Origin of the sequence: Rhodoplanes sp. Z2-YC6860, from assembly GCF_001579845.1 — a bacterium.
In the GTDB taxonomy this organism is placed as follows: domain Bacteria; phylum Pseudomonadota; class Alphaproteobacteria; order Rhizobiales; family Xanthobacteraceae; genus Z2-YC6860.
Map to the genome: position 1 here is coordinate 5,871,777 of NZ_CP007440.1, position 18,877 is coordinate 5,890,653.

Here is an 18,877-nt window from a genome sequence, read left to right on the forward strand (position 1 = left end):
AAGCAGAAACTGGGAGTGATGCCGTGCTGACCCGACCCGACAAACTGAAGCTCCACACGCTCTTGGGCAACTATGCCAACGTGATCGCGCTGAAGGATGGGCGCGTGAAGTCCGATCTGGTCGAATGGGACTTCCCGGACTATCCGGTGCCGAACCGCGGCTTCAAGCCGATGGTTCGCGAGCACAAGTTCGACTGCGGCGAGCTCGCCATCGTCACGTATCTGCAGGCCCGGGAATATGGCCTGCCCTACGTGCTGTTGCCCGCCACCGTGGTCGGCCGCGGCCAGCTGCACACGGTCGCCTACAACTCCGAGCGCGGCACGATGAAGCCGTCGGACCTCAACGGCAAGAAGTTCGGCGTGCGCTCCTACACGCAGACCACCGGCATCTGGGTGCGCGGCATCCTCGCCGAATCCTACGGCGTCGACTGGTCCAAGGTGGAGATCACCACCATGGAGGATCCGCATGTGGCGCAGTACAAGGATCCCCCGTTCGTGAAGCGCGCGCCCGAGACCAAGCAACTGCCGCAGATGCTGATCGACGGCGAGGTCGACGCCGCGCTGATCGGCGACAAGTTCCCTGATCCGCGCTTCAAGACGCTGGTGCCGGACGCCGAGGCCGCCAACAAGGACTGGGCGCTGAAGCATGGCGGCGTGCCGGTCAACCACATGGTGATCGTGCGCGAGAAAATCGCGAAAGAGCATCCCGAGGTGGTCGAAGAGATTTTCCGGCTGTTGAAGGCGGCGCGCGATCTCGACACCAACGCACCGAAGGGCGCGCTTGATCCGTATCGGTTCGGCGTCGAGGCCAACCGCGAAGCGCTCGAGCGGGTCATCGACTACTCGCTCAAGCAACAGATGATCACGAAGCAGGTCAAGGTGGACGATCTGTTCAACGACCTGACGCGCAAGCTCGTGTGACCATGCGCGCGCTCTCTCCCCTCGGTCATTCCGGGGCGGCCCGAAGGGCCGAACCCGGAATCCAGAGCCGGGAGTGGAGTGCACATCTGGATTCCGGGTTCGCGCCTTCGGCGCGCCCCGGAATGACCGTGTGGGGAGTGCTGCGCTCATTTCTCGCGATCGGACTCGTGACAGCGCTGGGCGTCGGCGCGGCGCACGCGCAGAGCGGCAACGCCGCAAACTTCCCCAACCGGCCGGTCAAGATCGTCGTGCCGTTCCCGGCCGGCGGGCCGACCGACGTCAACATGCGCATCATCGGCCAGAAGCTCTCGGAGCTCTGGAACCAGGGCGTGGTGATCGAGAACCGCCCCGGCGCCAACACCGGGATCGGCGCTCAGTTCGTGGCGAAGTCCGCGCCCGACGGCTACACCCTGCTCGCCGCCATGGACACCACGCTGGTGATGAATCCCGCGACCGGCGCGTCGATGAACTACGATCCGTTCAAGGACTTCACGGCGATCACGCTCACCGCCAAGAACACCTCGCTGCTGACCGTGCGCGCGAGCGACGGGCCGAAAACCGTCAAGGAGCTGATCGCGCGCGGCAAGGCGAGCGGCGCGAAACTCAACTACGGCGCCGGCATCACCATCACGCGGCTTGCGGGTGCGGTCTTTGCCAAGGCCGCCGGCATCGACGCGGTGCTGATCCCCTACAAGGGCAGCGCCGAGGTGGTGCAGGGTCTGCTCACCGGCAGCGTCGATTTCATCGTCGACGGCGTGGCGCCGAGCCTGCCGCCGATCGCAGGCGGTCAATTCCGCCCGCTCGCCAAGCTCAACAGCCGGCCGCTGCCGGTGCTCCCCGACGTCCCGTCGCTTTCCGAAGCGTCGGGCCTGCCGATCGACGAGATGTCGAGCTGGATCGGGCTCGTCGCGCCGGCCGGCACGCCTCAGACGATTGTCCATCGGATTCAGCAGGACGTGGTGAAGGCCATCGCCGATCCGACGGTCGCCGAGCGGCTGGAGAAGGCCGGGATTCTCTCCGCCAGCACCACGCCCGAGGAATTCGAGCAATACTTCCGCAGCGAAGCCAAACGCTGGACAACCGTCTATAAGGAAAGCGGCATCAAGCTCGATTGAACGAGCCATACGGGAGGTCCACCATGAATGTCATGCCGAACGTCAATCGGGAGAGCGCTGCACTCATTCCGCCGCGGGCGCGCCTCGGCCTGATCATCCCGTCGGTCAACACGTTTAGCGAGCCGCAATTCAATCATTTCGCCCCGGAAGGCCTCGGCATCCACGTGGCGCGGGCGCGCGTCGCCGGCGAATGGAAACGGCCGCTGCCGGAGATGAAGGAAGAGATCGCGGAGGCGGCGAAACTCCTCTCCGACGCACATCCCGACGTGATCGTGTTCCACTGCACCGACACCTCCATGACGCAAGGCCCGCAGGGCGAGGGAAAAATCCTCGACATCGTCACCGAGGCGACCGGCGTCGGCGCCATGGCGACCAGCCGCCTGGTGCTCGAGGCGCTGCAGACGCTCGGCATGAAGAAGGTGGTCCTGCTCACGCCCTATAAGAGCAACAAGGCGGTGATCGACTATCTGACGGCCGCTGGCATCACCGTCGTGAACGACGTGGCGCTGAAGCTCGAAGCCAAGGATTTCGGCAAGGTGACGCCGGCCGATTGGACCAAGCTTGCGCAGGACAACGACCGGCCCGAGGCCGACGGCATCTTCCTGTCCTGCACCAACACCACGCAGATCGAAGCGATCGCCGATGTCGAGCGGGTGGTCGGCAAGCCCGTGGTCAACAGCAACCAGGCGGTGCTGTGGGGCGTCATGCGGCAGCTGCGCGACAAAGTGCCGGCCGTGCCGATGCCGAAGCTCGGCCGATTGATGCAGAGTTTGAGTTGAGAGGCGGCAACATAAACCGCCCTCACCCGGCCTCACCCTGAGGAGCGTTGCGAAGCAACGCGTCTCGAAGGGCGAGCCGCTACGGTGGTGGCCACCCCATCCTTCGAGACGCGGTCCTTCGGACCGCTCCTCAGGATGAGGTGGGTCAAGAGCTCGACCTAGGGAGGGTCAATCAATGCTGCTTATGCATTTGCGCAAACTATTTTTGTCGCTCGGAATCTTTCTCGCGCTTACCGCACCTTCGCCCGCTCAAAACTATCCCAATCGTCCGATCACCATGATCGTGCCGTTTGCACCGGGCGGGCCCGCCGACGTGCTCGGCCGTCTGGTCGGACAGAAGATGAGCGAGGACCTCGGCCAGCAGGTCATCATCGACAACCGCTCCGGCGCCAACACCATCGTCGGCGCGCAGTTCGCCGCACGCGCCCAGCCGGACGGCTACACCATCCTGCTCGCCATCGACGGCACGCTGGTGATGAACCCGTTCCTCTACACCAAGCTCGCCTATGATCCGTTCAAGGACTTCGAGCCCGTCTCGCTGATCGCCCTGGTGCCTTCGGCGCTGACCGCCAACATCAACAATCCGGCGAACACGCTCAAGGAAGTGATCGACATCGAGAAGAAAAAACCCGGCACCTTCCAGATCGGCGTCTCGACGCCGACCTCGCAGGTCGCAATCGGGCTTCTCAACATGATGGCCGGCACCAACATGGTGATCGTGCCCTATCGCGGCGGCACCACGCAGATCACCAGCATGATGGCGGGCGACATTCCGCTCGGCCACGAAAGCGTCAACGTGGCGCTGCCGCTCTACCGCGACAAGAAGGTCAAGATCATCGCGCTCACCGGCCTGAAGCGCCTGGCGCTCGCGCCGGAAATCCCGCTGATTTCCGAAACCTTCCCCGGCTTCGACCTCGGCATCTGGCAGAGCGTGGTGGTGCCGACCGGAACGCCGAAACCGATCGTCGACCGGCTGTTTGCCGCCCTGCAGAAAGCCATGGCGTCACCCGACGTGATCGAAAAGCTTTCGGCTGCCGGCATCGAGCCGACCATCAGCAAAAGCCCGGAAGAGTTCGGCGCCTTCATCAAGTCACAGGCCGAGGTTCGCGAGAAGGTGATCAAGGCGGTGGGGATCAAGATCGACTGAAGCTCTCTCCGTCATGGCCGGGCATAGCCGTCCGAAGGACGGCGTCGCTTCGCTCGCCTATGTCCCGGCCATCTCGCTTAGGGACGCACCATGCTCACCGAAGCGAGATGCCCGCGACAAGCGCGGGCATAACAACGGAGTTTGATGCGGCAATTGCGCTCAAGTCAGCCGCTGCAGGATTGTCGCGGCATAGACCTTCGAGGCATCGCGGGTGCGGTCGACCGAGGCCATGTCCAGGTCGGTGTGAGCGTATTTGTCCTCGCCCGGGCCGTAGGTGCACGGCTCGATGCCGATGTGCTGGAGATAGCCCTGATCGAAGGCATTGGTCTGGTGGAAAGTCTCCGGTGAGATACCGAGCACGGTCTGTGACGCTTCCATCACCGCAGCGACAACCTTGGACGCCGCGGTGACCAGATGCGGATACATGAAAGGCCCTTTGGTCACTTCGACGCGCCACGGCTTGCCGCTCGCCGGGTCTTTCATGCCGTCGACGGTTGCGGCAATCGCCGCGATATCGGCGACGGCCTTGTCCGGGTCCTCACCTGGCATCAGCCGGCGGTCGACGCCGATCTCGCAACGGTCCTGGATGGTGTGCGTGGAATCCGGAAAGCTCCGGATCTTATTCACCGCGAATGTCGCCTTGCCGAGCGCCGGATGCGGCGCGCCGAGATCAAGGCCCTCGGTGAGACGGCGGATCACTTCAAGCGCGCCCGTGACGGCGTTGCAGGCGCTGCTGGGACGGCTGCTATGGCCTGGGCTGCCATGCACCGTCACGGTGACATCGACGCGGCCGCGATTGCCGAGGCTGATGCGGTTGCCGGTGCCGTTGAGGATCGCCATTTCGGCGCGCACACCGGTGGTCTCGATGATGCTCTTGATCGCGTCGTGACGGCCGGTCTCGCCCGAGACACAGCACAGGAACACGATCTGGCCGGTGATCGGGATTTTCGCTGCCAGGATCGATTGCAACGCAAGCAGGATCGCCGCGAGCGGCGCCTTCTGTTCGCTGAGCCCTTTCCCCAGCACCACTTCGCCAGGGAGGCCATAGGGCGCGCCGTCGCGCACCTCGCCGCCATACGGATTGGGCATGGTCGCGGGCGGCTGGGTCATCGCGTTGGTGACCAGCATCAGCGAGCGGCCGCTCGCGCCGCTCCCGACCGTGGCCGCGAGATTGCCCATGGCGTCGCGGCGAATATCGCCGATGCCCATCTCGCGCAGCCGCGGCTCGACCGCGACGTCGATGAACTCCCGAAGCTGCGGTTCGGCCTCAAACAGCGCCGTGAGCGGGCTCGGCACCTTGGCGAGCGCCACCATCAAGGCCTTGACCTTGTCCGCCGTGATCAGCGGCATCACCGCGTTGAGATCGCCCGCCATGATCCGGTCACGCCTTGGCGCCGCCATAGGCGGCGGTGAGCTTGGCCTGGATGATACCGCGGTCGACCTTGCCGGCGCCGTTGAGCGGCAAGGCCGGCACGATGTCGATGAAACGCGGGTGCGAATAGGCCGGGCCTTTTTCCAGGCAATAGGTCTTGAGCGTCTCGGCCGTCATGCCGGAGCCCTCGCGCACGATCACCATGGCGGCGGGGGCGAGCCCCTTCACCTGATGCGGCACCGGCGTGACCACGGCGTTGACCACGTCGGGATGGCCGAACAGCAGGTTCTCCACCTCCTTCGGATAGACGTTCTCGCCGCCGCAGCTGAACATGTCGTCGACGCGGCTGCGGAAATAATAGAAGCCGTCCTTGTCCTTCACGAAGATATCGCCGGTGTGCAGCCAACCGTCCCTGAGTTTGGCCTTGGTGATTTCGGGCTCGTTGAAATAGCCGAGGCAGACGTAGGGGCAGCGGATGAGCAGTTCGCCCTCCTCCTGCGTCTCCTTGCCGTTGGCGTCGAGCATCTTCAGCTCGATCTCGGGCGCCTGGGCGCCGGGGCTGCCGCGCGGCACCGGCCGGCCGTCGATCGGCGGACGCAGCGGACTGCCGCCCTCGGTCAGGCCGTAGCTCTCCTCGACCTTGATGTGCGGCAGCGCACGATTGACGAGTTCGAGAAGCTCCGGCGTCACCACCGCCGAGCCGATGGTCATGCTGCGCAGGTTGCTGAGGTCGAGCGTCTTCAGCAACTCGCGATACTGCAGGAACATCGTGAACACCGCGGCGACGCCGCGCGAATACGTGACCTTGTATTTGGCCATCGCTTCGAGATAGGCGCGCGGCTCGTAGCCCGGCATCAGCACGAAAGAGCCGCCGGCGAACAGCATCGGCTTCACGGTGCCGCGCAGCGCATTCTTGTGGAACAACGGCAGCGCGACGAGGCCGCGCGAGGTCTCGACCGACGGCCAGTAACGCTGGTTGTAGTCGACGTACCAGAGCATGCCGCGATGGGTCATGATCGCGCCTTTCGGGCGGCCCGTGGAGCCCGAGGTGTAGGGCTGGAATGCTTGCGTGTCGTCGCCGATCGGCGGCGGCTCGACCGCGGGCGCAGGCTTCGCCATCTCGGTCTCGTAGGCGAGGAAACCGTCATGCTGCTCATCGAGCACCATGCGGTGACGCACCGGCACCTTCGAAGCGATCGAGACCGCGTCCTTGTTGCAGGACGGATCGAATATCCCGAACGTGCAGGATGCGTCGGCGATCAAGCTCTCCAGCGTACCGGCCCCGAGCCGCGTGTTGAGCAGCATCGGGATCGCGCCCATGCGCATCGCGCCGAAGAAGAATTCGACGAACTCGACACGGTTGCCGATCAGCATGGCGACGCGCTCGCCCGCCTTCACGCCAAGCCGCGCCAGCATGCTGGCAACGCGGTTCATCCGCTCATCGAGCCGGCGATAGGTGGAGGTGCGTTCCTTGCCGCCGAACAGGTCAATGATCGCGACCTTGTCGGGAAGCCGCTCGACGGTCTTGTCGAAGAAGAAACCGAGATTGCGGCGGCGGTTGTTTTCTTCAGTCATTGGTTTCTGTCCGGACGCTTCATCGAAGCCAAAGAACTGGGTCCCCGCCCCCGCGGGGACGAACGTGGAGAGAGGACGCGTCTCCCTCCGTTCGTCCCCGCGGAAGCGGGGACCCAGGGCACATGGAATTTATATTCGAGGGCCTGCGATATTACCCTTTCCGTTTTTCCCGGACACCCATGCGCTCCAGGCGCGGCAGCACCTCGTCGCAGAAATACGGCAGCTCCTTGAGATAATTGACGAAGGAGAAGCCGATGCCGCGGAGGCCAGCGGCGCTCAGGTCGGCAAGCTGCTTGGCGATCTGGTCCGGATCGCCGACCATCAGCAATCCGCCGAGACCATGCGCATAGTGGTGGCGCTGCTTCTGGAACTCCTCCTCACCCACCGTCGCGGGCGAGATGTTCTTCTTGCCGAGGATGCCATCGACGGCCGACCAGTCGGCCTTCTCGATGGTGGCGTAGTGGTAGTACTCCTCGGCCTCCTTCTGGGTCGGCCGGCAGGTCACGACGCCGACCGCATAGACGTCGAGCTCTTTGCCCTGCGCCTTGGCCTCGTCCTTCGCGTCCTTCACGCGCTGCCGCGTAGTCTCCATCGACGTGCGGTCGGCCTGGGTGAAGAAAGCGTCGCAGTTTCGGATCGCGAAAGCGCGGCCGGTGGCGGACGCGCCGGCATTCATGATCAGCGGCCGCGTTCCGCCGTAGGGCTTCGGCTTGGCGCGGACCTTCTTCAGCTTGATGAACTTGCCATCGTATTCAAAGTCCTCGTTCGGGCCCCAGGCGAGCTTCACGGCTTCGAGCCATTCCTGGGCATAGTCGTAGCGCTGCTCGTGCTCGCGCTGCGAGACGCCGAACATCTGGAACTCGTCCTCGTTCCACCCGACCACGATGTTGAGGCCGAAGCGGCCGCCGCTCACCTGGTCGGCGGTGACGAACTGCTTGGCCGCGATCAGGGGATGAAACAGCGGCGCATGCACGGTGCCGAACGCGATCAGCCGCTTGGTCTTGGCGAGGAGCCCGGTCGCCCAGGTGATGGTCTCGAGCGTCGTGCCCATGTAATCGGTGTCGCCGCCATAGCCTTTCCAGCGGCCGACCGGCAGCATGAACTCGATGCCGCGCTCGTCGCACATCTGCGCCAGCGCGAGATTGTCGTCCCAACTACCGGTCCAGCGCTCCGGAACCGTGGTGACGCAGCGGCCGGAGGAGCAGTTCGCGCCGAACAGGCCCATTTTCAGCGCGTTGCCGTTGTACATCGCCATGCGGTCGCGCATGGTCAGCGCAGGCTCGGTGGGCGCCGTTCTCACGTTCATCAGGGAAACTCCTCCCGGTGCTTTGCGCGGACTATAGGCGCGCGCTGCGCCCTGCCTCAAGCGGTCCGCCATTGACGGGTTCGCTCCCGGCATGCAGTGTGCGGGCGTTCTCAGGGCAGGGTGAAAGTCCCTACCGGCGGTATGCAGCCTCGAGCTGCGAGCCCGCGAGCGCCTTCCGGTGGAAGGGTCAGCAGATCAGGTGAGAGGCCTGAGCCGACGGTCAGAGTCCGGATGAAAGAGAACGCGCGAACTCGCCCGGCCATGGGTCCGCTCGCACGTGATCGCCTTGGGTGACGTGTCTGTACCCGGAAAGGAGATCACTGTGGCACCCACCCGTTACGCCTTCGTCAAAGCCAACTGGCACTCTGAAATCGTCGACAAAGCCTTGGACGGCTTCCTGCAATTGATTCCGGCGCAGCAAGTCGATGTGTTCGACGTGCCCGGCGCCTTCGAGCTTCCGCTGGTCGCCCGCGATCTCGCGAATTCAGGCAAGTATGCTGCGGTTGCTGCCGCAGCGCTGGTCGTGGACGGCGGCATCTACCGGCACGATTTCGTCGCGCAGGCTGTCGTCAACGGCCTGATGCGCGTCGCGCTGGATACCGGCGTGCCTGTGCTCTCGGTGTCGCTGACGCCGCATCACTTCCAGCCGACCGAGCACCATACCGGCGTCTTCGCCAAGCACTTCGTCGAGAAGGGTCGCGAGGCCGCGCAAGCCGCTTTGATGATCGGCAAGACGCGCGCCGCCCTAGCTGCGTGAGAACCGAGCGCGACACGCGCGAACGGGCCCCGCGCCCGTTCGCGCGGCGCCTCAACTGCCGTTGACGAGACGCCCGAGCCCTGCCCCAAGCGACGCGTTCCCGAGTTTCGGCCGCAAGCGCTGAGTGCAGGCCCAGAGCACGGCCTGGTTGCTGTTGATCACCGGCTTGCCGAGCCGGCGCTCGATCGGCTCGATCGCTTCGATCTGGGTGGTGTTGGTGCAACTCAGGAAATAGCCGTCGACCTCCTCCCTCGCGTGCTCGACCGCCAGTTCGACCCAGCGCTCGGGCGGCTGCGCGAGGTAGTCGTCACTCCCAGGCAAAGCCAGCGCAACGTCGTGCACCACCGACAACCCGATCTGGCGCAGGTAGTCGATCTCGTGATCGTTGGTTTCCTGGTCGTAGGGCGTCAGCAAGATCAGCCGCTTCAGCTTCAACGCCGCCAGCGCTTCCTGAATGGCCGACGCGGTCGACAGCGCCTTTATGCCGGTCGCCGACTCGATCAGCGCCCGCGTCCGGGCATCGCCGTCCGGCCCCTCCTCCATGGCGTGGCCGGTGCAATGAAACACGACGATGTCGACCTTGGCGTCGGCCAGCGCGCCAGCGGCGCGCTTGATGTCGTCGCCCAAGGCCGACAATGGCCTGTTCCATTGGCCCGTCATCTGCAAACGGGTCACGTGAATGCCGAGTTCGGGCGGCGCAAAGTGTCGGAGTTGGGGCTCCGTCAGGCGGTTGCTGGACGGAATGATCAGGCCGATCCTCGCGAGCGGCGTCGCGAGAAATCCGCGCCGTGCCAGGGATGCGGATTGAACGGCAGCAGTCGGCATCGCGCACTCCTTCAATCGCCGGTGCGGAACACCGGCGGCGTCAACGCACCAGCCGCCGCTTCATCGGGCGGAAGCTTGCTGTCCCACAGCCTGCCGATATAGCGCCCGCCGGTCTTGCCGTCCGACCGCCGCGAAGCGAGCCAGACGATCGCCGGATCCATGATATCGACCGGCAGAAGCTTGAGCTTGGGATCGGGCGGCCGGTTCGGGTCGGTGTCGCAGGCGCCGCCCGGCAGCAGCGTGTTGACGGTGACGCCCGTGCCGGCGAGGTCGGCCGCCCAGATCATCGTCGCCGATTCCAGGGCCGCCTTGGTCACGCCGTAGGGCGAGTTGCGGCTCTGATAGAGTCCGCCGAGGCTCGTGTTGATGTTGACGATCCGTCCCCAGCCGTTGCCGATGAGATGCGGCGTCACGACATGCGACATCAGGAACGTGCCGTTCACGTTCACCTGCACGGACTCCTGCCAGATGTCGGGGTTCGACTGCCAGAACGGCAGAAAGTTGCCGGCAGGCGGCAGGCCCGGCCCACGCACCGGACGGCGCGCATTGTTCACCAGAACATCGAGTCGCCCGAATGCGCGGATACTTTCGGAAAGCACGCGTTCGCAATCAGCCCGCACGGTGATGTCGGCACGAACCGCGAGCGCACGGCCCGGGCCGGCTTTGGCGCCGATCTCCGACGCGACTTCGTTCAAAAGATTCATCTCCGGCGCCGCCAGCACCATGCGTGCGCCAGCCTCCGCGAGCGCCACGGACATGGAGCGTCCAAGCCCGACGCTTGCTCCCGTCATGGCGACGACGGTCCCTTGCAGATCGATGGTGCTCATTGTGCTGTTTGCGGATATCCAGGCTGCAGCTCGGACCGGACCCTAACGCGTGCGCAAACGCGGGGCTAGCCGCGCCCGGCATGCGGCATTGAGCGCACCGGGGTTCCTGCCATTGGCAGAGGTGCTAGCATCCTTCGATCAACAATAAAGAATGCCGCGCCGGAGGAAGAAAATGCTCGCAAGCCTGTTCTCGACCATGCGCGCCTTGCTGCCGGCGACGCTTATGTCTGTCGTTGCGCTGTCCTGCAACGCCGCACCAGCAAGTGCGGAAACATTTCCATCACGGTCGGTGCGCGTGGTGGTCGCGGCGCCGCCCGGCGGGCTCACCGACGTCGTCGCGCGTTCGGTCTCGCAATTCCTTCAGGAAAAGCTCGGACAGCCGTTCATCGTCGAGAACATTGCTGGCGCGAGCAGCACCATCGGCGCGACGCAGGTGGCCCGCAGCGCGCCGGACGGCTACACGCTGCTGGTCAATCCATCTCTGTTCGTCATCACGCCGATGCTGATGAATGTGCCGTACGACGTCGTGAAAGACTTCACGCCGATTTCCAATTTCGGCACCGTGCCGATCGCGATCGGCGTCAATCCTGCGCTCCCGGCGAAAAACCTGAAGGAGTTCATCGCACTCGCCAAAGCCAACCCCGACAAGATGACCTGGGGCGCCGAAGGCGTGGGATCGGTCGGCCATCTCACGATGGAGCGCCTGCAACGCGAAGCGGGATTCAAGATTCTCATCGTGCACTACAAGGGTACGTCGCCCGCGCTGATCGACCTGATAGCCGGACGTGTCAGCGCCATGATCACGCCGGTCCCGAACATGATCGAGCAGTTCCGCAGCGGTGCTGTGCGGCCGCTCGCAGTCGCAACCAAGGCGCGGGTGAGCGCGCTGCCGGATGTCCCCACGATCGAGGAGCAGGGCTTTCCCAACTTCGAGATCGGTTCGTGGTACGGGTTATGGGGACCGGCAAACATGCCGAAGGACGTCGTGAGCGTCCTGAACCAGGCGATTGCCGAGGCGATGAAGACCCCGCGCGTCACCGAGCGGCTCGCCGCGCAGGGCCTCATTCCCGTGGGATCGAGCTCGGCGGACTTCGCGGCATTCGCGAACGCGGAGATCGCGAAGTTCGGCAAGATGATCAAGGACGCCGATATCAAGATCGGGAATTGAGCGGCCTTGCTCGCGATCAATCGACCGTAATCTTCGCCTGCTGCACGACCGGGCCCCAGATATCCAGACTATCCTGGATCATCTTGCGCATCTCATCCGGCGTGCTGCCGAGCGGGTTGGCTTCAAGCTTGAGGATCTTCGCCCGCATGTCGGGTTCCCTGAAGCCCTTGCCGATCGCCTCGGAGATTTTCTGGACGACCGGCTTCGGCGTGCCGGGCGGCGCCGAGACCGCCATCCAGGTGATCGATGTGACGCCGGGCAAGGTCTCGGCGAGCGTCGGCACGTTGGGATATTCCTTGAGCCGCTGGGTGTCGGCGACCGCGATCATCTTGAGCTTGCCGGCGTCGATGTTGCCCTTGTTGGCGAGCAGATAGTCCGGAACCATGTCGATGCTGCCGGCGAGCAGATCGTTGATCGCGGGCGCACTGCCCCGGTAGAACACCGGCGTCATCTTGAAGTTGCCCTTGATCTTCATCAACTCGCCGAGCAGATGGCCGGTGTTGGCGACGCCCTGGTTGCCGTAGTTGACCTTGCCTTCATTCGCCTTCGCATAGGCGATGAACTCGGCCACGTTGTTGGCCGGCAGCGTGGTTCGCGTCAGGATCACCAGCGGATAGGTCGCGAGCACGCTGACCGGCTCGAGCGGCCGCGGATCGAACGCCGCCTTGGTGAAAACGAGATGCGTGATGCTGTAGCTGAGCTGCGTGCTGCACAGCAGCGTGTAGCCGTCGGCCGGCGAGCGCATCACCTGCTCCATGCCGATGCGGCCGCCGGCGCCGCCGGCGCGGTTCTCGACCACCACCTGCTGACCGAGTGCTGCGGAAGCCTTCTCGGCCGCGTAGCGGCAAAGGAGATCGGCCGTGCCGCCGGCCGGCAGCGGCACCACCATGGTGATCGGCCGCGACGGGAAATCGCCCTGCGCCAATGCGGAGCCGCAAGCCAGCGCTGCGAGCGCCGAGCCGAACACCGCGCGGAGCAATGAACCCTGCAACATGGACGCTTCCCCCTCGATTCTTTTATCGGACGTTTCAGCAGCATAACGGCTGCCTGCAGCATTGCCAGCACCCAGGCCCAACCGCCGCGTGCGACAGATGGCTGCGAATTTCACTGAGGTTTGCGCCCGGCCAGCCTGCTGAAATAAGCGACGAAGCTTTCGCCATCGCCGTAGTCGATATCGGCGAACTTGATCGACAAGCCTTCGCGTGCGGTGCGGATGACAAGCTGGCGTGGATTGCCCTGGACGGTGAGCTCGACCGCGACCGCGTTATGGCCGGATGCAGTGACCGGGCCGAGTGCGACTTCTCGACCGGGGAGCACCCCCTGGCCCAGGAACAGATGACGGATGGGACCGAGCGGAACGTTGGCTTTGCCCCGGTTTTCCTGCGCGGCACGCCAGAGCTCCCGCGCCTCCACGGTGAAGACCTTCAGAAAATCATCATCGCTCTGGTGCTCCTTCGCCGCGTGCCTCGCGATCTCCCTTGTATAAAAATCGCGGACGAAGGCCACCGTATCGTCATCCTGCGCGAAGGCTTGCCGCGCGGCGACGACCGCCGCGAGCGACAAGACCATGCGCCGGGTGAGCTTCATCTATTTCACGCCGAAGAGTGCCTGTGCGTTCTTGTAGCTGATTTTCTCGCGGTCGGCCGGCTTCAGATCAAGCGACTCCAGCACCGCGATGGTCGAGCGGATGTAGCCCGGGCCCTTCTCTTTGTCGAACGGACAGTCGGAGGCGAACAACACCTTGTCGGCTCCGAAGAAGTCGAGCCCACAGAGCATCGGCGCGCGGGCGCCTTCGATCGCGGTGTCGGCGTAGAAGTCCTTGAAGTAGTCGAACGGCCGCTTCTTCAGACTCTTGCGCAGACCCTCGTAATCCTCGTCGGAGGTGCGCACGCCCATCTGGTCGAAGCTGTGACCGACGCGGCCTTCGAGGTAAGGGATCACGCCGCCGAGATGGTGCGACACGATCTTGAGTTTCGGGTAGGTGTCCATGATCTTGGAGAAGATGAAGCGCGACAGCGCGACGCCGGTTTCGAACGGCCAGCCAAGCACGCTGCAGATCTCGTATTTCGACTTGGCCTCACCCTGGTAATCGATCATCTCCCGGCTGCGCGCCGGATGCAGCAGGATCGGCTTGCCGGATTTCTCGATCACCTCGTACAGCGGCCAGAACTCCGGCCCGTCGATCGCCTTGCCGTTGACGTTGGTGCCGAGCTGCACGCCATGAGCGCCGTTCTTCAGCGCGCGTTCGGCTTCCTTCGCGGCCGCCTCTGGATTGTTCATCGGCACCACGGCGGTGTAGCCGACGAAACGGTCGGGATGCTTGGCGCACACCTCGGCGAGACCGTCATTGGCGAGCTTCGACATTTCAGGCGTCTTGTCCGGCCCCCACAGCCGGTCGACCATCGGCAGGCCGAGCGAGAGAACCTGCGTGTAGTCCGGAAACTGGTCGACGACTTTCAACCGCAGATCGAGATCGTACAGCGCGGGAATGCCACGCACCCGCTTGCCGATGTCCTTCTGGCCTGACGGCGACTCGACCAAGGCATCGAAATAACGCGGAGGGCTGAAATGACAAAACGCATCGATGTAGCGCATGCGGCAGTTCCCGGAATTGGCTAGGTTGGCGGACGAAGGTTCAGGAGAACGAGACACGTGATGTACAAGGATTTGCGCGGCTTCATCAAGCAGGTGGACGAGCTCGGGGTGCTGCGGCGCATCAACGGCGCCGACCCGAAATTCGAGCTCGGCGGCATCACCGAAGTCGCGGCTGGCAGCGCCGAGTGCCCGGCGCTGCTGTTCGACCGGATCAAAGGCTACGACAGCGGCACCCGCGTCTTCACCAACGCCACCACCACGGCGCAGCGCGCGGCTCTGGCGCTCGGCATCGATCCGTCGCTGACACCGCTCGACGCGCTGAAGGCCTGGATGAAAAAGCGGCAGACGCTCGAGCGTCACAGCCCGGTCGAGATCGACAAGGCGCCGTTCCAGGACAACGTGATGCGCGGGCGCAATGTCGATCTCGGCAAGCTGCCGGCGCCCTATTGGCACCGCAAGGACGGTGGACCGTATATCGGTTCAGGTTCGATCATCATCATGCGCGATCCGGACGGCGGCTGGATCAACTCCTCGATCTATCGGGTGCAGGTGCACGGCAAGAACCGCGTGACGATCCAGTTCGATCATCTGGGCCGCCACGGCGCGATCATCGCGAAGAAATACTGGGACAAGGGCGAACCCTGTCCGGTCGCCGTGGTGAACGGCCAGGACCCGGCGCTGTTCATCGCGGGTTTTGAATATCTTCCGGATGGCCAATCCGAATACGACTTCGCGGGCTCGATCAAAGGCGCACCGATGGAGACGATCCGCGGGCCGCTGACCGGACTGCCGCTGCCCGCCCATGCCGAGATCATTCTCGAAGGCGAGCTGGTGCTGCCGAGTGAGGCAACCCTGCCGGAAGGACCGTTCGGCGAGTTCACCGGCTATTACGCAGCCGACGCGCGCCCTGCCCCGGTGATGCAGGTGAACGCGGTCTATCACCGCGACAACCCCATTCTCCTCGGCTCGCCGCCGATGAAGCCGCCGCGCTTCCATTTCGGGCTGCCGTTCCGCGCCGCCTCGATCTGGAGCAACCTGGAGATGGCCGGCGTCACCGACGTGGTCGGCTGCTGGCAGCACGTCGCGCAGCTGATGACGGTGGTCGCGATCCGGCAGCGCTATGCCGGCCATGCCAAGCGTGCCGCGCTGATCGCCGCCGCCAACAGCTATATGGGCCGCCTTGTCGTGGTGGTCGACGATGACGTCGATCCGTCGAACCTCGCCGACGTGATGTGGGCGGTCACCACGCGCTGCGAGCCGGCCGAGCAGATCGACATCGTCCGCAACGCCTGGAGCTCGGCGCTCGACCCGCGCATTCCCGACGAGTCGAAACGCGCCGGCGTCACCTCGCACTCCAAGGCGATCATCGAGGCGGTGCGGCCGTTCGGCTGGAAGGACAAATATCCACCGACCTCGGCGCTGACCGCCGACGAAACCCGCGAGATCGAGGAGAAATGGGGCAGCAAGCTGCGCGGAAGCCCTGTTCCTGCAGCCACCAGTCCCGCGTCCAAGACGAGAAAAAGAAAGTAGGCGGCGTTACCGGCCTGCTGTCTTTTCCTTTTCCTGGCTGAAATACACGTCGACCTTCATACCCGCGGTGAGCGGGCCGGGCTGCGTGAGCCGCACCAGCACTTCGATCACGTCGACGTCGGAGCGGTTACCCTGCTGCGCCCGCGCACCGAGCCGTGACGGCTCGACCAGCGGCGCAATCGAGGTGACCGATCCCGCGAACTCCTTGCCGGGAAAGGCCGCCGCGCGGATCGATGCCGGCTGGCCGACCTTGAGGTCGGAGACGTCGCGCTCATCGAGCTCGGCTCGGACGTTGAGCGTCATCAGGTTGGCGACCATCAACAGCGGCTGGATCGAGGTCGGCGTCGCAAGCTCACCCGGATTGATGTTGATCTGCAGCACCGTTCCGTCGATCGGCGCCCGGATCCGGAGCTTTTCCAGATTGACCCGGGCAAACGCCAGATCGCCGCGCGCAGACGCCACCTGCGCTTCCAGAGGCGTCGGCAACGGCGCGTCGTTGCTGCCCGCTCGAAGCTGCGCCTGGCGCTTGCCGAGATCGTCCTGGGCGCGGGCCAGAGCCGAACGCGCACTGGTCAGAGCGTCGGTCGTGCCGCTGCCGGCACGCCACGCGATCGCGGCCTTGTCGGCCGCCATCTGGGCATCGAACACCGCGGTCTCGCCGTCGGCCACGGCGTCCTCGATCTTGCGGCGCTCCGCGGCCTTGCCGGTCGCCGGCTGCTCGTCGCGCAGCCGCTTGCGCATGCCGGCCTGGGATTCGGCCGCGAGATAGCGCGACTGGATTTCGTCGTCATTGAGCAGGACCAGCGGCTCACCGGCGAACACCGTGTCGTTCACCTTGACCAGCACCTTGCTGACCACACCCATGGTCGGCGCCGCGACCTTGATCATGCCGGACGGCGGCTCGACGCGACCGGGCGCGACCGCGAGCCAGCGCCGCTCGGCCGGCTTGTCGTTCGATTGCGCGCTCGCCTGCGCATTCGCGCCGGCAATGCCGCGGAACAGATCGAGCTTGTCTGGCGACGTCACGGCGATCGCCGCGCCGATCCCGACCAGACACAAGACCCCCGCAATGGCCAAGCCGCGTTTCGACATCATTGGGCCCTTTCTAACGTTTCTCTCAGCGTTCGCGACTGGCGCGTTTCTTCGCTGACAATGTTGCCATCCTCGATACGGATGATGCGATCGGCATAGGGCACGAGGCGCGGATCGTGCGTGACGACCAGCACGCCGCGCTTCGGGTCCTTGGCGATGCCGGCGAGGATGCCCATGATCGCCTTGCCGTTCTCGGAGTCGAGCGCCGCGGTCGGCTCGTCGGCGAGGATCACCGATGGCTCCCCCACGACGGCGCGCGCAATCGCGACGCGCTGTTGCTCGCCGCCCGACAACTGCTTCGGGTAATTCGCAGTCTTCTGCGCGAGTCCCACCCGGGCCAGCGCCTCCCTCGCCCGCGCCTTCGCGTTCCTGCCGCTCTCGGCGCGCACATCGAGCGCCAGCCTCACATTGTCGGTGGCCGAGAGCGTCGGAAACAGATGGTAGGACTGGAACACGTAGCCGATGTTCTCGCGACGAAGCTTTGCCAGCTCCTCCGGTCGTTTGCCCTCGATCGAGTCGCCGCGCACCCGGATGGTGCCTTCGGTCGGCGTCAGCATGCAGCCCAGGATCGACAGCAGCGTGGTCTTGCCGCTGCCCGAAGGCCCCATCAGCAGCGTCAGTTCGCCACCGCGCAATGACAGGCTCACGCCCTTCAGCGCGCGAATCTGCGCAGGCCCATGGCCCAGCACCTTTTCGACATTGATGGCTTCCATCACGACTTCGCTCATCGCGTGAACACCTGTGCTGGATCGATGCGCGTCACCTTCATGATCGCCGCGACGGCCGAGATGATGCACATCACGACGGTCAGAACAAACAGCCCAACCGACAGTTCGGGCGTGATGACGATCGGCAAGGCGCTCGCCGCGGTCGCCCGCACCACCGCGGCGCCGACCAGCGCCGCCAGGCTGAAGCCGATCACCGCGTTGAGGATCGCCTGCCAGATGATCACCTTGTAGATGTAGCCGCGCGAAGACCCCATGGCGCGCAGCGTCGCAAATTCGTTGATGTGGTCTTTGGTGCTCGAATAGAGCGTCTGCGCGACGATTACGGTGCCGACGATGATGCCCAGGATCGCGCCGGCGAACAGAGCGGCGCCGGCGCCGGTGCCGAACAGCCAGAACGACCGGCTGCGCTCGCGGAATTCCGGCGCCGTGAGCACCTCGACGTCGGAGCCGAGGGTTGCCTGCAGGTTGCTGCGCACGGCGCTGAGCTGCGAGCCGCTGTCGAGCCGGATCAGGAAATAGGTCGCCTTACTGGACGGTGTACCGGTGTAGGAGCGCGCACGATCGACGTCCATGAACACGTAAGGCGTGGTGGTGAAGGAGCGGATGCCACTGGTCACGGCGGCGACGCGTACCGCCTGCTGGCGGATCTCGGCGCGCGCGCCGAGGCCGGAAATGCCGAGCCGATCGAAATAGGTTTTGTCGACCGCGACCGAATTGGGCGTCGACAGCGACTCGAGGCGGCCTTCGACCAGATTCCACGGCTCGAGCCCGCCGGAGCGCAGGTCCGAACCGACCACGAACACCGGCGTCGACGAGCCCGCCGGCGTGCGCCAATCGGCAAAGCCGATCACCAGCGGGATCGCTTCGGCCACGCCCGGCACGGACAGGGCGCGGTTGCGCTGGCGGGCGTCGAGCAGCGAGGGGTCCTCGAAACACTTGGTGCCCTTGGGCATCACCCAGAGATCGGCCGAGGCGTTGTCGATCATGGTGGTGACCATGCGGCCGAAGCCGAAATAAAGGCCCATCTGCACCATGACCAGCACGATCGAGAACACGATGCCGATGACGGTCGCGACCAGCCGCAACCGATCGTGGAACAGATTTCGGAACGCGAGGGTAAAAACCAGCGGCATCGTGCGCG

General features: G+C 64.8%; 18 protein-coding genes and 1 riboswitch. Of the genes, 7 read left to right on the forward strand and 11 right to left on the reverse strand.

Translation table 11 applies throughout. From position 1 onward, the window contains the following. The first annotated feature begins 23 nt into the window (after positions 1-23). The 4 genes from RHPLAN_RS27710 to RHPLAN_RS27725 all read left to right on the forward strand — a co-directional run bounded on the left by RHPLAN_RS27710 (position 24) and on the right by RHPLAN_RS27725 (position 3,961). Positions 24-920: an ABC transporter substrate-binding protein gene (locus RHPLAN_RS27710; protein ID WP_068025051.1), complete on the forward strand. Its 897-nt coding sequence runs from the start codon at positions 24-26 to the stop codon at positions 918-920. Between the two features lie 122 nt (positions 921-1,042). Further along, entirely contained in the window at positions 1,043-2,035 is a 993-nt protein-coding gene (locus RHPLAN_RS27715; protein WP_068025053.1) for a Bug family tripartite tricarboxylate transporter substrate binding protein, read from the forward strand. A gap of 23 nt (positions 2,036-2,058) precedes the next feature. Then, entirely contained in the window at positions 2,059-2,814 is a 756-nt protein-coding gene (locus tag RHPLAN_RS27720) for a maleate cis-trans isomerase family protein (RefSeq protein WP_068025056.1), read from the forward strand. Positions 2,815-2,989: 175 nt separating this feature from the next. Continuing rightward, positions 2,990-3,961, forward strand: a complete 972-nt coding sequence (locus RHPLAN_RS27725) for a Bug family tripartite tricarboxylate transporter substrate binding protein (protein ID WP_068025060.1) — start codon at positions 2,990-2,992, stop codon at positions 3,959-3,961. A 159-nt stretch (positions 3,962-4,120) separates the two neighbouring features. On the opposite strand, the gene RHPLAN_RS27730 is transcribed toward RHPLAN_RS27725, so the two are convergent. The 3 genes from RHPLAN_RS27730 to RHPLAN_RS27740 form a co-directional block, all read right to left on the reverse strand. Beyond that, positions 4,121-5,335 (reverse strand): M20 family metallopeptidase, encoded by a 1,215-nt coding sequence (locus RHPLAN_RS27730; RefSeq protein WP_198164524.1) that lies wholly within the window; start codon positions 5,333-5,335, stop codon positions 4,121-4,123. A 7-nt stretch (positions 5,336-5,342) separates the two neighbouring features. After that, the gene (locus RHPLAN_RS27735; protein WP_068025066.1) at positions 5,343-6,908 is read right to left on the reverse strand and encodes a class I adenylate-forming enzyme family protein; all 1,566 of its coding nucleotides are present in this window, start codon (positions 6,906-6,908) and stop codon (positions 5,343-5,345) included. Positions 6,909-7,059: 151 nt separating this feature from the next. Further along, positions 7,060-8,214: an LLM class flavin-dependent oxidoreductase gene (locus RHPLAN_RS27740; RefSeq protein ID WP_068025068.1), complete on the reverse strand. Its 1,155-nt coding sequence runs from the start codon at positions 8,212-8,214 to the stop codon at positions 7,060-7,062. Between the two features lie 102 nt (positions 8,215-8,316). Next, positions 8,317-8,461, forward strand: a riboswitch (FMN riboswitch). Between the two features lie 75 nt (positions 8,462-8,536). Here RHPLAN_RS27740 and RHPLAN_RS27745 point away from each other — a divergent pair. Then, a complete protein-coding gene (locus RHPLAN_RS27745) occupies positions 8,537-8,971 on the forward strand; it encodes a 6,7-dimethyl-8-ribityllumazine synthase (RefSeq protein WP_068025070.1) in 435 nt (144 codons plus the stop codon). A 51-nt stretch (positions 8,972-9,022) separates the two neighbouring features. On the opposite strand, the gene RHPLAN_RS27750 is transcribed toward RHPLAN_RS27745, so the two are convergent. Both RHPLAN_RS27750 and RHPLAN_RS27755 read right to left on the reverse strand, forming a co-directional pair. Beyond that, on the reverse strand, positions 9,023-9,796 hold the full coding sequence (locus RHPLAN_RS27750) for a maleate cis-trans isomerase family protein (protein ID WP_068025073.1): 774 nt from the start codon (positions 9,794-9,796) through the stop codon (positions 9,023-9,025). 11 nt (positions 9,797-9,807) lie between these two features. After that, positions 9,808-10,623, reverse strand: coding sequence for an SDR family NAD(P)-dependent oxidoreductase (locus RHPLAN_RS27755; protein WP_068025076.1), 816 nt, complete (start codon positions 10,621-10,623; stop codon positions 9,808-9,810). 172 nt (positions 10,624-10,795) lie between these two features. Between RHPLAN_RS27755 and RHPLAN_RS27760 the strand changes: the two genes are divergently transcribed. After that, positions 10,796-11,791: a Bug family tripartite tricarboxylate transporter substrate binding protein gene (locus RHPLAN_RS27760; RefSeq protein ID WP_068025079.1), complete on the forward strand. Its 996-nt coding sequence runs from the start codon at positions 10,796-10,798 to the stop codon at positions 11,789-11,791. Positions 11,792-11,807: 16 nt separating this feature from the next. Here RHPLAN_RS27760 and RHPLAN_RS27765 read toward each other — a convergent pair whose 3' ends face one another. The 3 genes from RHPLAN_RS27765 to RHPLAN_RS27775 form a co-directional block, all read right to left on the reverse strand. Beyond that, on the reverse strand, positions 11,808-12,785 hold the full coding sequence (locus RHPLAN_RS27765; RefSeq protein ID WP_068025082.1) for a Bug family tripartite tricarboxylate transporter substrate binding protein: 978 nt from the start codon (positions 12,783-12,785) through the stop codon (positions 11,808-11,810). A 110-nt stretch (positions 12,786-12,895) separates the two neighbouring features. Beyond that, positions 12,896-13,378, reverse strand: a complete 483-nt coding sequence (locus tag RHPLAN_RS27770) for a hypothetical protein (RefSeq protein ID WP_068025085.1) — start codon at positions 13,376-13,378, stop codon at positions 12,896-12,898. Further along, the gene (locus tag RHPLAN_RS27775) at positions 13,379-14,386 is read right to left on the reverse strand and encodes an amidohydrolase family protein (RefSeq protein WP_068025088.1); all 1,008 of its coding nucleotides are present in this window, start codon (positions 14,384-14,386) and stop codon (positions 13,379-13,381) included. It abuts the gene before it with no gap. 60 nt (positions 14,387-14,446) lie between these two features. On the opposite strand from RHPLAN_RS27775, the gene RHPLAN_RS27780 reads away from it, so the two are divergent. Beyond that, complete coding sequence (locus RHPLAN_RS27780) at positions 14,447-15,916, forward strand: UbiD family decarboxylase (RefSeq protein ID WP_068025090.1); 1,470 nt, start codon at positions 14,447-14,449, stop codon at positions 15,914-15,916. Between the two features lie 6 nt (positions 15,917-15,922). On the opposite strand, the gene RHPLAN_RS27785 is transcribed toward RHPLAN_RS27780, so the two are convergent. Genes RHPLAN_RS27785 through RHPLAN_RS27795 form a run of 3 tightly spaced genes read right to left on the reverse strand, consistent with a single transcriptional unit; the run spans position 15,923 to position 18,869 of the window. Further along, positions 15,923-17,011 (reverse strand): HlyD family secretion protein, encoded by a 1,089-nt coding sequence (locus RHPLAN_RS27785; protein ID WP_237179925.1) that lies wholly within the window; start codon positions 17,009-17,011, stop codon positions 15,923-15,925. Beyond that, a complete protein-coding gene (locus RHPLAN_RS27790) occupies positions 17,008-17,736 on the reverse strand; it encodes an ABC transporter ATP-binding protein (protein ID WP_068025093.1) in 729 nt (242 codons plus the stop codon). The genes RHPLAN_RS27785 and RHPLAN_RS27790 overlap by 4 nt, the downstream gene beginning before the upstream one ends. Continuing rightward, entirely contained in the window at positions 17,733-18,869 is a 1,137-nt protein-coding gene (locus tag RHPLAN_RS27795; RefSeq protein ID WP_068025096.1) for an ABC transporter permease, read from the reverse strand. Before RHPLAN_RS27795 ends, RHPLAN_RS27790 begins: the two co-directional genes overlap by 4 nt. Positions 18,870-18,877 lie beyond the last annotated feature (8 nt).

What these genes read in the sequence shown, in the direction of transcription:
- RHPLAN_RS27715 (WP_068025053.1), top strand. Translation starts at nt 1,043, where the DNA reads ATGACCGTGTGGGGAGTGCTGCGCTCATTTCTCGCGATCGGACTCGTG.
- RHPLAN_RS27720 (WP_068025056.1), top strand. Translation starts at nt 2,059, where the DNA reads ATGAATGTCATGCCGAACGTCAATCGGGAGAGCGCTGCACTCATTCCG.
- RHPLAN_RS27725 (WP_068025060.1), top strand. Translation starts at nt 2,990, where the DNA reads ATGCTGCTTATGCATTTGCGCAAACTATTTTTGTCGCTCGGAATCTTT.
- RHPLAN_RS27730 (WP_198164524.1), bottom strand. Translation starts at nt 5,335, where the DNA reads ATGGCGGGCGATCTCAACGCGGTGATGCCGCTGATCACGGCGGACAAG.
- RHPLAN_RS27735 (WP_068025066.1), bottom strand. Translation starts at nt 6,908, where the DNA reads ATGACTGAAGAAAACAACCGCCGCCGCAATCTCGGTTTCTTCTTCGAC.
- RHPLAN_RS27740 (WP_068025068.1), bottom strand. Translation starts at nt 8,214, where the DNA reads ATGAACGTGAGAACGGCGCCCACCGAGCCTGCGCTGACCATGCGCGAC.
- RHPLAN_RS27750 (WP_068025073.1), bottom strand. Translation starts at nt 9,796, where the DNA reads ATGCCGACTGCTGCCGTTCAATCCGCATCCCTGGCACGGCGCGGATTT.
- RHPLAN_RS27755 (WP_068025076.1), bottom strand. Translation starts at nt 10,623, where the DNA reads ATGAGCACCATCGATCTGCAAGGGACCGTCGTCGCCATGACGGGAGCA.
- RHPLAN_RS27760 (WP_068025079.1), top strand. Translation starts at nt 10,796, where the DNA reads ATGCTCGCAAGCCTGTTCTCGACCATGCGCGCCTTGCTGCCGGCGACG.
- RHPLAN_RS27765 (WP_068025082.1), bottom strand. Translation starts at nt 12,785, where the DNA reads ATGTTGCAGGGTTCATTGCTCCGCGCGGTGTTCGGCTCGGCGCTCGCA.
- RHPLAN_RS27770 (WP_068025085.1), bottom strand. Translation starts at nt 13,378, where the DNA reads ATGAAGCTCACCCGGCGCATGGTCTTGTCGCTCGCGGCGGTCGTCGCC.
- RHPLAN_RS27775 (WP_068025088.1), bottom strand. Translation starts at nt 14,386, where the DNA reads ATGCGCTACATCGATGCGTTTTGTCATTTCAGCCCTCCGCGTTATTTC.
- RHPLAN_RS27780 (WP_068025090.1), top strand. Translation starts at nt 14,447, where the DNA reads ATGTACAAGGATTTGCGCGGCTTCATCAAGCAGGTGGACGAGCTCGGG.
- RHPLAN_RS27785 (WP_237179925.1), bottom strand. Translation starts at nt 17,011, where the DNA reads ATGATGTCGAAACGCGGCTTGGCCATTGCGGGGGTCTTGTGTCTGGTC.
- RHPLAN_RS27790 (WP_068025093.1), bottom strand. Translation starts at nt 17,736, where the DNA reads ATGAGCGAAGTCGTGATGGAAGCCATCAATGTCGAAAAGGTGCTGGGC.
- RHPLAN_RS27795 (WP_068025096.1), bottom strand. Translation starts at nt 18,869, where the DNA reads ATGCCGCTGGTTTTTACCCTCGCGTTCCGAAATCTGTTCCACGATCGG.